This is a genomic window from Prolixibacter denitrificans (genome assembly GCF_003014495.1).
Lineage (GTDB): Bacteria > Bacteroidota > Bacteroidia > Bacteroidales > Prolixibacteraceae > Prolixibacter > Prolixibacter denitrificans.
The window spans coordinates 426086-440705 of sequence record NZ_PYGC01000003.1 but is presented as its reverse complement, the minus strand read 5'-3'; the positions used below and the strand labels follow the sequence as shown (position 1 = coordinate 440705).

Below are 14620 nucleotides of genomic sequence, written 5' to 3'. Positions count from 1 at the left end.
AGCTTTATAATTGTTTATTGAAAATCAGTTTGCTGTCATTTCGATCATAATAATCTTTGAGTTCAGCTACCAATTCATAACCCATGCGGAGATAAAACTCTACCGTGGGCTGGTACAATGCACGTCCCGATGTTTCGATGTAGATAAAACGCCCTCCGGATGTCCGGATGGCGTCTTCTGTTTTATGAAGCAATTGTCTCCCCAGTCCGCCTCGGCGATGGCTCGAATCGATGGCAATCCAGTATAAATCATAGTTTTTTATGGTACAGGGAATTTCGCCATAACAAGTATACCCAACCGTTTCGGCATCCACATCCACAAAGAAAAAATGATAGCCGCTTTCGTCTCCTCTCGTAAGATATTCCTGAACGAGTTCCAGTGCCACATCCACCTCATCGGGACGGAAAAAGCCCGTTGACGCCAAGATACGTTTCACTGCATCGTAATCCGAAGGGCGAACTTCCTGCCGGAAGGTAATTGTCTTATTTTCGGTCAATATCATCTATAATTCGTTTAATCACTTCAGTATTTCCAAGTCCGGCCTGCTCACAGGCGGCGATAAAACCACTGTCTGGCGAAATACATGGGTTGGCATTGATTTCGATGACATAAGGAATTCCTTCATTCGAAATCCGAAAATCAACCCGAGCATAACCTATCAGTCCGAAAGCGGACCAGCACTGCGCGCTGATGCGTTTCAGTTCGGCCAGCAACGAAGCATCTTTCGCTTCAAAAGCGAAAGAGCGTACCGTGTTTTTATATTCGAATGAATCGGAATCCCATTTGGCTTTGTAACCTAATATACGTGGCCGATCCTCGGTATAATTCCTGAAGCGCATTTCGGCCGGCGGAAGAACTTCCGGGCCTCTTGTTCCGGCTAAAACCGAGACATTGAATTCTCTTCCCTGAATAAATTCTTCAGCAAACCAATCTTCCGGGATGTGTTCAATCCGGTTTCCCATGTATATGAGCTCATCGGTAATACCAACAGAACCATCTTCCGAAATTGGCTTCAGAATATATTCCTTTGCCGGTTCGATGGCTTCGCTGGTTGTTGCCCAATTGGGAGTGGCGATATGCTCTGAACGTAAAATTTTCTTGGTCGTCACTTTATCCGTGGTCAGAAACATGGCTGTAGAACCTGAACCGGAGAAACGAATATCTCTGGATTCCAGAATTGCGGGTGCCATAAAACTCAACTTTCCTCTTCCATCAACAGTTTCTACCAGGTTGAAGATGAATGCCGGATCGACTTTACGAATACCATCGATGAACCACGGAATATTCAAATTGAATTCCATCCGTTGTGAATGGTACCCAAGTTCTTTCAGCGCTTCTTTTACCAAATGAGCCTGATCCAATACATCCCGTTCATCTTCGGTAGGATTGGGCGAAAGCGGATTATGCAGAATAATGACTTGTTTGGTATCCTGATTCATCATTTGCTTCCTCCTTTAGGCCAGCTCTTTTAAGAGCCGATTGCATGATTTCTCCTATTAATTCCCGGTAAGAATAATTGCTTAGCCGCGCCAGGATCGGTAAATCCGAATAGGTCGGATTGAGTCCGGCCAACGGGTTTACTTCCACAAAGTTCGGGACGCCAATTCGGTCGGTGCGAAAATCAACTCGTCCGGCATCTTTACCGTCAATTTCGTTCCATGCGGCTAAAGCCAGTTTGGCACATTGTCTCGCCAGTTTGTCGTTGGCAAGCCGGTAAGTCACATACTTTTCGTATTCTTTTTTTACCGAATAGGAATAGATTTTATCCGGGCAGGCGTCATTGAAAACAATCTCCATTACACCCAGTGCACGTGCTTTCTTACCCGAACCAACAATGCCTACCGTGAATTCTCTTCCAGGAAGGAAAGTCTCCAGCAATACCGGCTGATGGAAAGCATTTAGCAAAAATGCGCAGCTCGAATGTAATTTTTCCCGCGTGTCAATTAGTGAGTAACCATCGATGCCTTTACTGGTGCCTTCAGCCACCGGTTTGACAAACAACGGGAAAGGCAAATTCACATCGTCGAGCTCCTCTACATGGTGAATCACTGTGAAAGGAGCTGTTGGGATGCCAGCCTCCCGAATCACCATTTTGGTCAGTGCTTTGTCTAGTGTCAGGTTCATTACCGTGGCACTGCTGAACACATGAGGAATTTGGTAGGCATCCAGAAGTGCCGGTATCTGGGACTCCCGGGCAATGCCGTGCATTCCTTCGGCGATATTGAAAACCATGTCACACCGTTCGCCTGAGGCCAGAAATTGTACCAGGGCGAATAGGTTCCCGATGCGAAGTGTATGATAACCCAGCGCACGCAGATTCTCCTCGATTGCTTCGATCGTTTCGATTGCATCGAATTCGGCGATGGCTTCTTCTGAATATCCCAGGCGCCGGTAATCATCCTTCAAATCGAAGGTTAAACCAACAGTAATCATTTTCGATCGTTATCGGATGTGTTAAGCAATGTCAGGATAGGTATATGTATTCCCTTCGTAGTTTTTCAGTATCACTTCTCCGTTTTCGATACTCTGTAAATAATTGGGAAGCAACGGAATTTTACCGCCTCCCCCGGGGGCATCGATAACAAAATGAGGTACTGCATACCCAGAGGTGTAACCTCGTAATCCCTGTATGATTTCCAGTCCCTTACTTACCGGAGTCCGGAAATGCAGCGAACCGGGAATCGGGTCACACTGGTAGATATAGTACGGGCGAACACGGACTTTCAGCAATCCCTGGTTCAATTTTTTGAAGGTTTCCACTTCATCGTTAATCCCTTTCAGCAAGACCGTCTGGCTACCCAGCGGAATGCCGGCGTCGGCCAAACGATTGCAGGCTTCCTGTGTTTCGACTGAAAGCTCGTCAGGATGTGCAAAGTGAACGCTCATCATCAGCGGATGGTATTTTTTCAGCATCCGCGTAAGCGAGTTGGTGACGCGCATAGGAAGCACGACCGGAACTTTGGTTCCGATTCGGATAATTTCCACATGCGGAATAGCCCGAAGTTTTGACAGCAGATATTCCAGTCGGAAGTCTGGTAAGGTGAGGGGGTCACCTCCGGAAATCAGCACGTCACGTATCTGCTTGTTTTGAGCAATGTATTCAATGCCCATATCCCATTCGCGGGTTGAGGCGTGGCTTTTATGCTGTTTGCCAACCATATGACTGCGGGTGCAATAACGACAATATGCCGAGCAAAAGCCAGTGACCAGGAACAATACCCGGTCGGGATAGCGGTGAACGATCAGTCGGGTAGGTGAATCACCTGTCTCGTTGAGTGGGTCGGCAACTTCACCCGGACTCACAATTAGCTCTTCCTTCGTAGGAATGACGGTCCGGTAAAGCGGATGCCTGCCAGGTAATCTGCTTAGCAAACTGGCGAAATAAGGTGTAATCTGAAAAGGCAGATGATTTTCGGGGAGGGAGGAGATCAGTTCTCCTTCTGTTTTTCCCAAAATATCCGTTAACTGTTGTGTTGTGTGGATGCTGTTTTTTAGTTGCCAGATCCAGTTGTTCCAGTCACGGATGGTAGCAGTGGGATAAAATTGGTTGATAAATCGAGTTACAGATTCGTCGTAGGGAAAGTTTGGGACGATGCTCATTCTTTCCAGTTGGTCTGGGTGTTGTCCTGCTACGACGAGCGGGACAGGTGCGTCCGGTGAGTCGACCTGAGTATTCTCACCAGAAGCAGTACTCCTTGCAGTGGTCATTTCTGATTTCATGGATAAAAATAATTTTCTTGAGTGTTGTTTTTTGTGTCTGTCGTATATTCATTGCTCACAATTTAAATTCGTTACGGGCCTGACAGCGGCCTTGATTATCAAAACAAAGCTATGGCAAAATTCAATTGGATGTACAATTTCGGGGTAATATTTTGAGGGGAGGCATCACTTTTTTGTGAGGCGTTATTGTGTTGGTTATTAGCTGTTTGTTGGTTTTGATGCTGGTCGAGGGTAATAACTTATCTTTTTTTATAAAATCCAACGTCTGTTGGTTGGAATTTTTAAGAAGATGAGCCTCTGGAAATGCTTCTTCCGTAACGGGAAATATGACTTGTTATTGTTTAAAATCAGTATAAGTTATCGGAAAGTCGTATCTTCGTATAAGTGAATTTGCTTTTTCCTTTTTGGATACGGCTAAAAAACCTGATTTATGACACCCCGTTTACTAATCTTGTTGGCCGTCCTATGCCTGTTTGGTCCCCCTACAGCCACAGCGCAGAAAAAGAACTTATTTGTTCTGGATGGACGAGCCTCCACGGATAGGAATGTTTCGGAGGGTATCCGTATTACCATTTTTAATGAAACGGATAATAAAGCCCTGCCCGGAATTGACCTCGATGACCGTGGGTATTTTCACATCACACTCTCTTATCAGAAGAAGTACTTAGTTGGCTTTCAGGATGAAGGCTATTTCACCAAAATTTTCGAAGTCTCGACGATTGTGCCTGAAGAGGTTTGGTCGGTTGACCCCTACTTCAAACCATTCCGGTTTCAGGTAACACTCCATCCGGCTGTCGAGGGATTACATCCCGAATTCAGTCGGAAGCCTATTGCTAAAATTCATTACTCGAAAGACGAAGATGGATTTATGGCAGAAGCAATTTACAGCGATAAAAAAATTCATCATCAGATTGAAAAAGCTGTCGCTGAAAATGTGGAGCGCAAAGTTAATGAGCAGTTGTCGCAGGCCGAGGAATACCAGACCGAGGGACAATGGGCGCTGGCGATGGCAGCTATCGAGCGGGCTAAAAATCTCGATCCGCGCGATTCCGATTTGAAAAAGAAGATTCGTGAGGCTGAAAAAGAGGTGAAATCAAATGAAAAGAAACCGGATGTAGCCAGGCAGCAGTATGCTATGTTTATCAGCGAAGGTGATACCCGGTTCAACGCAAAATCGTTCGACGACGCCAAAAATGCTTATCAGAAAGCGTTAAATCTGATTCCTGGTGATTCGTTGGCGCAAGCCAAGATTAAGTTGGTAGATGAGCGTTTGCAGGCGATAGCTGATGAGAAAGCCCGGTTGTTCGCCGAAGCGGCAGCAAAAGACAAAGCGTTCAGTCAGGCGATGAGCAAAGCCGACAGTCTTTTGGGTCTGAAGAAATATCCCGATGCAAAGCTGGCTTACCAGCAGGCGCTGACGATTTTACCCAATAGTGAAAAACCGCAGCAGCAGATTGCCGAGATCAACCGTTTGATTGCCCGAAATGCTTCTTTGGCTGCAGCTTTTTCTGATGCAGTTTCCAGGGGAAATCAACAGCTGGATGCAAAGAATTACCGCTCGGCAGTCGATATTTTTAACGAAGCACTGAACATGAAACCAGACGACGCGACTGTGACTGCGCTACGCGATTCGGCTTCGGTGCTGTTGAAAAATCAGCAGGAGCAACGGCGTGCATTGGCCGAGGCCAGAGCGAAAGAAGAGCATTTTCGTAGTTTGATGGAGCAGGGAGACCAGGCATTCGCTGCTGGCAGCTACGAACAGGCTGTTAATTTCTTCGGTCAGGCCTATAGTCTGAAAAAAGATTCGGTTGCCCGGGAAAAAGGTTTGAAAGCACAGCACATGCTGAATCAGCAACAACTGGCTTCAGCCTCTCAGCCTTCTGCACAATCGGTCGTTCGCACTGTTGCCTCAAAGCCGACGCACGTTTCTGCCGATTACCAGAAGCAGATTGCTCAGGCAGACCAGGCCTTTAAGCGAGGTGAGTGGTCGGGAGCCCGTTTCTATTACTTCGAGGCTCTGAAGGAAAAGCCCGGCGACACGTATGCCGGAGAACGCGTGAACGAATGCGATAAATTGATTGCTGCTCACATCACTGCCGACATGCAGGAGAAATACCTGGCTTTTATTTCCAATGGTGACAAAAGTTTTCAGCAGGAAAATTATGCCAACGCAAGGTTGAATTACAGGAAAGCGTTGGATATTAAATCGTGGGAAAAGTATCCGCGTCGGAAGCTCGAGGCGATTGACCGGGCCATGCAGGACTGGCAATCGGATGAACAGCGCCGGCAGTTTACTGCTGCTATCGAAAAAGCCGATGATGCTTTTGATAAGGGTGAATATGCAGTGGCACGTTTCTATTACAGGCGGGCGGCTGGTATTAAAGCCGATACCGTGGCTGACGATCGTTTAAAGGAAATTGCCTCCATTATTGCCGGGGCGCGCCAAAGCAGCATCGACAATTTATACAACGAAGAAATTCGCAAAGCGGATACCGCGTTTCATCAACAAAATCCTACCGTGGCAAGGTTTTATTATCAGAAGGCCTTGCAGTTGAAACCGGATGAAACCTATCCGCAAAAGCAACTGAAGAAACTTCAGGCAAGCGATTAGTTCGCTGTCTGTTGGTGGTTAATTTAGTAACGAAAGCCCTGCCGGAAACGGCAGGGCTTTTTTTCGGTTGTTTGGAAAGCGAAGTCAGGCATGATGAGCCATCGGACGTTTCGAGAATTTCAACACGGTGGGGTGTACCAGCCGGTCGAAATCGCGGTAAGCCATCCGAATCAGTTCGATGTGCGTTCCGGCATTGAACGCAATCATTTTATCTTCCGAAAGGCTGTGTGCTACATAAACGCGCATGTCGTAGAGGTTGCCAAACGGAGGCATAGCGCCCGGTTCGCAGTCGGGGAAACGGCTTTTGAATTCCATTTCCGATGCCAGTTCAACCAGGCGGGCTCCTGTGGCAATTTTCAGCTGGTCGAGGTCGATCTTAAACGATGCGGGCAGCACGGCCATTGACATTTCGCCATCGACTTTTACCACTACGGTTTTGGCCATCTCCTTTCCGGGAATGTGGGTGGTTGCGGCCACCCGTTGGGCGTTGAATGCCATGGAATGGCTGATGGTCTCGTAATGGATGTGGTGGCTGTCGAGGTACTCTTTTAACTTTTTTGCAGGCATGATGAATCCTCCTTTATTGATTGGTAATTTAGATGTCCTTAATGTCGGGTTCGGCTCTTTTTAGGCGAACCTGCCTGCTACATCCGGGTGCGAACTAAAGAGGGAAGTACATGTCGCACGTGCCGGGATTGAAGGATGGTTTTGAGTATTTGGGCTGGTTAGTTGGTTTGCGTTGAGTGCAAGGTTAAGTTACGAAAAAAACTGGTTTCGAGGCAACTGATGGAACTACCGGACGAAGGGAAAATGCTAAAGAGTAATATTGAAAATTATGTATTGTATTTTACTCTAAAATGCCTTAACTTTTTTATAAATATCATCTATCGTTATTACATACTAAATTTAATGAAATAAAATGTTTGAGTTCTTTTTGATTTAATCTGGTATTCAGAGTATTGGAAGTCATGAAACTCAGTTTTTAACTTTTTAAACAACAGGTTAGTCGAAGCTGTATGCTTCAAATGTGCCGCCCCGGAGCCATTTGGCAACGGGGCGGTTTTTTTGTTGGTTCAACCGGTGGAGAACCAGCTGATAAAGCGGTTAGAAATCCTTTTTCTCGCGTTTGGCCTTTTTCGCCCTGCGTTTTTCCTTAAGGTTCATTTCCGGTTCTTTCCTAGAAAGTCGGTTTTTGTCCGGAGCTTTTTCTTTTACCATGGTTATCCAAAATTAAAATGCTTGAATAATAGTTGATGGTATCATCTGCCGGTGTTCCGTGATAATCTGTCTGGCCGGCTTCATCAAATTTAGGTGGAAAAATTGAATCGTGTATCTGTACTAATTAAATTTTTTATGCTGTTAAATGACATTAAATCATTGAAGTTTCAGGCTGGCAGAGTTGCGTCGTATCCCCAAGCCTCCGTAACTTGTACTAATGGGAAAGTCAGTAAAACATAAAAGTTTGGACAGAGGAAGAAAGCTTTTATACATCTCCGGCTCGGTAAAGGGGAAACAGCGCGAACGGAATCAGGATCGTGTATATGTGCTGGACGAACCGGGATACCAAATGTTTGTGATTTTCGATGGTGTTAGTTCCTACCCGGAGAGTTATCGCTATATCGAAACATTTATGGAGTTTCTGGACGGGCACCACCATGAGTGGCTCGATAATGAAAAGGAAGGCTTGGGACAGTTGCTTTACCTGGCTTACTTGCATTGCCGCAAAACATTCATTGCGGGCAGTACAACTATTTCAGCACTTTTCATTCCAAACACAACTCATCTGCCCGAGATGGTTAGCATCGGAGATTCGCGCGTTTATGCTTTCCGCAAGAAAAATATGGTAAGCCTGACTGAAGACGATAATGTGCCGGAAATGCCCAATATACTTACCCGCTGGGTGGGACACGACTATTTGTCGGCAGAAGACTTCAGACCTGAAGAGGTCGCATATGACAAACAGTTCCTGCTCTGTTCCGATGGCTTCTATGGAGTGATGGAACAAAACAGTGAAACTTTTTACCATGCACTGAAGTTACCGGAACTGGACAAAACGAAGGAAGAATTGCATCGCTTAGTAGAAGGAAATAACAGCGATGACGCCTCATATATTCTAGTAAGAATAGGATAGAAGCTGAAGCCGGAATCCTAAAAACCCGGCATGCCCCTAATGCAACAGACCGCATTGACAGTGACTCAAACGAAAATTACAACCTGAAATGAAGCCTGTTATTGACTACACAGAATTTGGCTGCATCGCTATTAACGGACAACGTTACGAACATGATGTGGTCATCCGCCTCGACGGAACTATCGAGAAGCGGAAAAAGAAGCTATCGAAAGAGAAATATGGAACTTCGCACCGGATATCACTCGAAGAAGCCCACGAAATTTATGAGGAAGGAGCCGAACGGATGGTGGTCGGTTCAGGGCAATACGATCAGGTGACCTTCTCGGAGGATGCCATTCGTTTTCTGAGTGATAAAGGTTGTTTGCTTATCGTATTACCTACACCGGAAGCCATAAAGTATTGGAATAAATATGACAAGCCGGCCTGCGGTATGTTTCATACAACTTGTTAATCCTAATGGGTCGAATGAACTGGAATAATTTTCAACGAAAGATGGAGGAAGTTTATGGCTGGAAAAGGATTTCAGGAAAAACTAAATGAATTGTTGCAAGCGGCCAATGTGAAGTTAAATGGTGGTCGCGCATGGGACATTCAGGTCCACGATGAGCGTTTCTACCGCCGGATTTGGGCCGGTGGTTCGCTCGCAGCCGGAGAGGCTTATATGGATGGTTGGTGGGACTGTGAGGCATTGGACGAACTGTTTGAACGGTTGTTACGCTCCCGCCTCGATGAGAAAATCAAAGCACGGGACTGGTGGTGGGATGCACTGGTGGCACGGATATTTAATTTGCAGAAACCTTCGCGGGCCTTTCAGATCGGCAAGCGTCACTACGATACGGGAAATGATCTGTTTCGAATCATGTTGGATGAGCGCATGATATACAGCTGTGGTTATTGGGCCGATGCTTCGTCGGTGGATGAGGCCCAGGAAGCCAAACTCGATTTGGTTTGCCGGAAGTTGCAATTGAAACCCGGAATGAAGGTGCTGGACATCGGTTGTGGTTGGGGTGGTGCCGCCCGCTTTGCTGCCGAACGGTATAGTGTTGAGGTGGTCGGCATAACTGTATCGGAACAGCAGGCCAATTTTGCACAGGAGTATTGTCGGGGCTTACCGGTAGACATCCGGCTACAGGATTACCGCGATATGAATGAAAAATTCGACCGGATTTTTTCTATCGGGATGTTTGAACATGTGGGCTACAAGAATTACCGGACTTACATGAAAAAGGTGCGGGAACTGCTCAAGCCGGAGGGATTGTTCCTGTTGCACACCATTGGCGGAAACAGCTCGGTGACCCGGAATGATCCGTGGATTGCCAAATATATTTTCCCGAATTCCATGTTGCCCTCAGCCAGACAAATAACAGCCGCGGCAGAAGATTTATTTGTGATGGAGGACTGGCACAATTTCGGAGACGATTACGATAAAACCTTGCTGGCGTGGTATCACAATTTTGAAAAAGGCTGGCCGCTGTTAAAAGAACATTACGATGAACGTTTTTACCGGATGTGGCGCTACTACCTGTTAATGTGTGCCGGAGCTTTTCGGGCTCGCAGTAACCAGCTGTGGCAGGTAGTCCTTTCGCCGGAAGGCATCAAAGGCGGATATGTGGCTCCCCGTTACCGGGGAAAATCGGAAATGGAGCTGGAACAGAAAATAAGATAATCGAAAAATAGGGCAAAAAAAGAGGTACCCCAATCGGGATACCCAGTTAATTGTTCGTGGAGCTGCGGGGAATCGAACCCCGGTCCAAACGAGGAAGCAATACGCTTTCTACATGCTTAGCTCTGACTTGATTTTCGAGTGTCGGCAGGATCAAAGCCACCAACCGGCACCTTAGCTCCCTTAATTTCGCAGGCAGCGCGGAGCGAGCCACCTACTATTCCCGATTTTTCTGCACCTCCGGTTCGGGCCGCCTCAGGACTTTAGCACCCGGGAGATGTCTCGTTCCGGCATCTTATGCCGGAAAATGCCTATCTACTATGCTTCGATTAGGCTGCGAGAGCGTAATTGTTTTCGCCAATTAAGAGTGTGGAAATTGATATTTACGAGCCAACCTCCAATGCTCGGCATGCTTACGCACCTCTTCATCCCGCTGTCAAAACCAGTCAGCCCCGAGATGCGGGACACAAAATTACAAAATATTACACAGATGTCAACCTTGTTCGCGTGAAAAGAAAAAGGAAATCCGGCCTATAATTTTTTCAGGTTGTGAATGGTTTCCGCCGGATTGTCGGAACCAAAAACAAAGCTTCCGGCCACCAATACGTTGGCACCTGCTTCGAATAGCTTCTTACCGGTTTCGTAGTTCACACCACCGTCTACTTCAATCAACGTATCGGCGTTCCTTTTTTCGATCAGTTGCCGCAGTTCCGCCACTTTATGGTAGGTGTGTTCAATGAATTTTTGTCCACCGAACCCCGGATTTACCGACATCAACAGAACCATGTCGAGTTCGTGGACAATGTCTTCCAACAAATGAACCGGCGTGTGCGGATTCAGGCAAACACTGGCCCGCATTCCTTCGTCCTTAATGGCCTGAACGGTCCGGTGCAGGTGTGTGCACGCTTCGTAATGAACCGTAAGGATATCGGCACCTGCTTTTTTAAATGCGCTGATGTACCGGTCAGGGTCGACAATCATCAAATGAACATCCAGAGGCTTTTGGGCAATTTGGTTAACCTGCCCGATAACCGGAATTCCGAAAGAGATATTGGGCACAAAAACACCATCCATTACATCGCAATGAATGTAGTCGGCGTCGCTTTGGTTCAACATTTCAATTTCTTTTCCCAGACGGGTGAAATCGGAAGCCAAAATGGAAGGTGCTATCAGTTTTTCCATGTAGTTTTCAATAATAATTTCTATGGTAGCTAACGGTTTTTTTGCATGATTGTTCGCAGACGTTGAAGAGCCAACGAGCAATTCGAAAGCATCACAAATATAGTTGAAATCTGCAGGGAAATAAAAAAGCCGGTAAGTACCGGCTTTCAACATATTTTCGGGTTACCCCAGATAGGATTTCAGTAACCGGTTTCGGTACTGATTCTTCAATTTCTTAATGGCTTTTTCCTTGATTTGCCTTACCCGCTCACGTGTTAAATCGAACTCCTGTCCAATCTCTTCCAACGTGTGCGGACGGTATCCGTTCAAGCCAAAATAGTAACGGAGCACCTCTGCTTCGCGTTCACCCAACGTTGCCAGAGAACGTTCAATCTCTTCGCGCAGCGATTCGCTGACAAGCTTGTTGTCCGGACTTGGTGAGTCCTGGCTGAACATGATGTCGTAAAGGTTATTGCCGGTATCTTCATCCTCTTTCAGCGGAGCATCCATTGATACATGATGGCTGCTGGCATTCATGGAATCTTCCACAACTTTGGGATGTAAATCGAGAATTTTAGCTACTTCTTCAGGCGATGGTTCACGCTGAAACTCTTGCTCGAGCTGAGCAAACGTTTTATTAATCTTGTTAATCGAACCGATCTTGTTCAGCGGCAGGCGCACGATTCGCGACTGTTCGGCTAATGCCTGAAGGATAGATTGACGTATCCACCAAACAGCATAGGAAATGAATTTAAATCCCCTGGTTTCATCAAAACGCTGCGCGGCTTTAATGAGGCCGAGGTTACCTTCGTTAATTAAATCGGGGAGGCTAAGTCCCTGATTCTGGTATTGTTTAGATACCGAAACGACGAATCGGAGGTTGGCATTCACGAGTCTTTCCAGTGCTTTTCGGTCACCTTTTTTGATACGTTTAGCCAGGGTTACTTCTTCTTCGGCTGTTAGTAATTCTACCTTTCCTATCTCATGGAGGTACTTATCGAGCGATAACGCTTCGCGGTTGGTTACTTGTTTTGTTATTTTTAGCTGCCTCATAGGTGAATGTAAGACTTTGACGAAACAATTTCAGTTTTGGTTTTTTTAGAATATATACGGCAATTAAGCCTAAAGGGTTATAGCGGTTGATGTTTAAAGTTATTGAACGTGAATTTATACAAAAAAATGATTTTCATCAAAGATTGTCATTCATATTGCAATTTATTTCTTAACTTATAACGTAATCGTTGGCTTCCTGTTGTGCTGTTTAAGAGCATGTACGAAGAAGTAAACTTTTTTAAATGGATGAATAGTAGCTCATAATTGAAAAAAACTCCGTGAACCTTTGTGAATTTAAAGCATTTACTTATAATTGCAGAAAATTCGATATTCGTTTTACTAAACAAGTCCCTTTTTCTTCTTCCAATAAATCAATAAGGAAATTTTAATGTGCCACTTTCCCAAAATATATACTCAGTGGGAAATCAGGGCTTTATGTTAAGTTAAATCATAATAACATGTACGACATTCTTGAGCTTAGCAAGAAACTGGTTCCCGAGTTGCGGGATATTGCTAAGGAGTTGAAAATTAAAAGAGTTGAGTCATTTAAGAAGCAAGACCTTATCTACAAAATACTGGATACACAGGCCATCATTGCTTCAGAAGGCAAGAAGGCTGAAAAGAAACCCGCCCCCAAAAAGAGTCCCAAGACAGATAAGGTTGAAGCAGAGAAAAAAGTTACACCTGTAGAAAAACCGGCTGAAACTACTCCTCCGGCTAAGAAAGCTGCGCCTGCGGCTACAGAAGGACCACGTTCAAAATCAAATGACGATAAAAATGACCGTCGTCGTTCGCGTCGCCCAAGGGTAAGCAAAGATCAGGAAAATGGAGCTCCGGCGGATAAAAGACAGACTGAAAGTTCGAGACCGCAGGACAATCGTTTTTCGGGGCCATCAGATTCTCCCAGAGGACGCAGAGATGACTCTCGCAGAGACGATTCACGAAGGGATGATTCCCGCAGGGAGCGTGGTGACCGCGATCAAGGCAGACAGCCAAAATATCAGCATCAGGGACAGCAACAACAACACCAGGCGCCTGCACAACATCGCAACAATCAAAACCAGCAAGGACGCCAGCGTGACAACGAAAAAACATTTGAGTTCGACGGAATTATCCAGGCCTCAGGTGTACTTGAAATCATGCAGGATGGTTACGGCTTCCTTCGTTCTTCAGACTATAACTACCTGAATTCACCAGACGATATTTACGTTTCCCAGTCGCAGATCAAACTCTTCGGTTTGAAAACCGGTGATAATGTGACGGGAGCGATTCGTCCTCCGAAAGAGGGAGAAAAATATTTTCCGCTGATTAAAGTGGTTGAGATCAACGGCCGCAGTCCCGAATTCATTCGTGACCGGGTTCCGTTTGATCACCTGACACCGCTTTTCCCGGATGAAAAATTCAATATTACCGGAAAAGGTTATTCAAGTCTGTCGAGCCGGGTAGTAGATATGTTCTCACCTATCGGTAAAGGACAGCGTGGTTTGATTGTAGCTCAGCCGAAAACCGGTAAAACCGTATTACTGAAAGAGATTGCCAACGCGATTGCCGGTAATCATCCGGAAGTTTACATGATTGTTTTGCTGATTGATGAGCGTCCGGAAGAGGTAACCGATATGGCCCGCAGTGTAAATGCCGAGGTGATTTCATCGACATTTGATGAGCCGGCTGAACGCCACGTGCGTGTAGCCAATATGGTACTCGAAAAAGCAAAGCGAATGGTGGAATGTGGCCACGATGTGGTAATTCTGCTTGACTCGATAACCCGTCTGGCCCGTGCTTACAACACGGTAGCGCCGGCATCAGGTAAAGTATTATCGGGTGGTGTTGATGCCAACGCACTGCACAAACCGAAGCGTTTCTTCGGTGCGGCCCGTAACATTGAAGAAGGTGGTTCGCTGACGATTCTGGCAACTGCACTTACCGAAACGGGCTCGAAGATGGACGATGTGATTTTCGAAGAGTTCAAGGGAACCGGTAACATGGAACTTCAGCTCGACCGGAAACTGTCGAACCGTCGTATTTTCCCGGCAGTGGATATTACTGCGTCCAGCACACGTCGCGAAGATTTGCTGCTTGACAAATATGCACTGGATAAAATCTGGATTCTGCGGAATTACCTCACCGACATGAATTCTGTTGAGGCAATGCAATTCCTCAAAGATCGTCTCCAGAAAACATCGACTAATGAAGAATTCCTGGTGTCGATGAACGATAGCTAATCAAAGATTTTTCAGATATAATAAAAGGCGGATTCAGATGTTGAATTCGCCTTTTTCTT

Annotated in this window: 12 protein-coding genes and 1 other RNA gene; 5 read left to right on the top strand and 8 right to left on the bottom strand. The window is 46.0% G+C overall.

Translation table 11 applies throughout. The features are described from left to right. Positions 1–4: 4 nt before the first annotated feature. The 4 genes from CLV93_RS08770 to CLV93_RS08755 are packed head-to-tail and all read right to left on the bottom strand — an operon-like array spanning position 5 to position 3720. On the bottom strand, positions 5–502 hold the full coding sequence (locus CLV93_RS08770; RefSeq protein ID WP_106541791.1) for a GNAT family N-acetyltransferase: 498 nt from the start codon (positions 500–502) through the stop codon (positions 5–7). Continuing rightward, entirely contained in the window at positions 483–1442 is a 960-nt protein-coding gene (locus CLV93_RS08765; RefSeq protein ID WP_106541790.1) for a D-alanine--D-alanine ligase family protein, read from the bottom strand. Before CLV93_RS08765 ends, CLV93_RS08770 begins: the two co-directional genes overlap by 20 nt. Then, a complete protein-coding gene (locus CLV93_RS08760; protein ID WP_211297786.1) occupies positions 1402–2433 on the bottom strand; it encodes a D-alanine--D-alanine ligase family protein in 1032 nt (343 codons plus the stop codon). The genes CLV93_RS08765 and CLV93_RS08760 overlap by 41 nt, the downstream gene beginning before the upstream one ends. A gap of 21 nt (positions 2434–2454) precedes the next feature. Beyond that, positions 2455–3720, bottom strand: coding sequence for a KamA family radical SAM protein (locus CLV93_RS08755; protein ID WP_211297785.1), 1266 nt, complete (start codon positions 3718–3720; stop codon positions 2455–2457). Positions 3721–4150: 430 nt separating this feature from the next. On the opposite strand from CLV93_RS08755, the gene CLV93_RS08750 reads away from it, so the two are divergent. Then, a complete protein-coding gene (locus CLV93_RS08750; RefSeq protein WP_106541789.1) occupies positions 4151–6331 on the top strand; it encodes a hypothetical protein in 2181 nt (726 codons plus the stop codon). A gap of 84 nt (positions 6332–6415) precedes the next feature. Here the strand turns inward: CLV93_RS08750 and CLV93_RS08745 are convergent, their stop codons facing one another. Next, positions 6416–6898 (bottom strand): aminoacyl-tRNA deacylase, encoded by a 483-nt coding sequence (locus CLV93_RS08745; protein WP_106541788.1) that lies wholly within the window; start codon positions 6896–6898, stop codon positions 6416–6418. A gap of 895 nt (positions 6899–7793) precedes the next feature. On the opposite strand from CLV93_RS08745, the gene CLV93_RS08740 reads away from it, so the two are divergent. The 3 genes from CLV93_RS08740 to cfa all read left to right on the top strand — a co-directional run bounded on the left by CLV93_RS08740 (position 7794) and on the right by cfa (position 10128). After that, positions 7794–8462, top strand: coding sequence for a PP2C family protein-serine/threonine phosphatase (locus CLV93_RS08740; protein ID WP_170108902.1), 669 nt, complete (start codon positions 7794–7796; stop codon positions 8460–8462). An 88-nt stretch (positions 8463–8550) separates the two neighbouring features. Continuing rightward, the gene (locus CLV93_RS08735; RefSeq protein WP_106541786.1) at positions 8551–8913 is read left to right on the top strand and encodes an Mth938-like domain-containing protein; all 363 of its coding nucleotides are present in this window, start codon (positions 8551–8553) and stop codon (positions 8911–8913) included. Between the two features lie 54 nt (positions 8914–8967). Further along, complete coding sequence (gene cfa, locus CLV93_RS08730; protein ID WP_106541785.1) at positions 8968–10128, top strand: cyclopropane fatty acyl phospholipid synthase; 1161 nt, start codon at positions 8968–8970, stop codon at positions 10126–10128. Between the two features lie 54 nt (positions 10129–10182). On the opposite strand, the gene ssrA is transcribed toward cfa, so the two are convergent. The 3 genes from ssrA to CLV93_RS08715 all read right to left on the bottom strand — a co-directional run bounded on the left by ssrA (position 10183) and on the right by CLV93_RS08715 (position 12339). Continuing rightward, positions 10183–10579, bottom strand: a transfer-messenger RNA (tmRNA) gene (gene ssrA / locus CLV93_RS08725). Between the two features lie 77 nt (positions 10580–10656). Next, the gene (rpe, locus tag CLV93_RS08720) at positions 10657–11307 is read right to left on the bottom strand and encodes a ribulose-phosphate 3-epimerase (RefSeq protein ID WP_106541867.1); all 651 of its coding nucleotides are present in this window, start codon (positions 11305–11307) and stop codon (positions 10657–10659) included. Positions 11308–11469: 162 nt separating this feature from the next. Continuing rightward, positions 11470–12339, bottom strand: a complete 870-nt coding sequence (locus tag CLV93_RS08715; protein ID WP_106541784.1) for a sigma-70 family RNA polymerase sigma factor — start codon at positions 12337–12339, stop codon at positions 11470–11472. Between the two features lie 458 nt (positions 12340–12797). Between CLV93_RS08715 and rho the strand changes: the two genes are divergently transcribed. Further along, positions 12798–14561 (top strand): transcription termination factor Rho, encoded by a 1764-nt coding sequence (gene rho, locus CLV93_RS08710; protein ID WP_106541783.1) that lies wholly within the window; start codon positions 12798–12800, stop codon positions 14559–14561. The last annotated feature ends 59 nt before the right edge of the window (positions 14562–14620 follow it).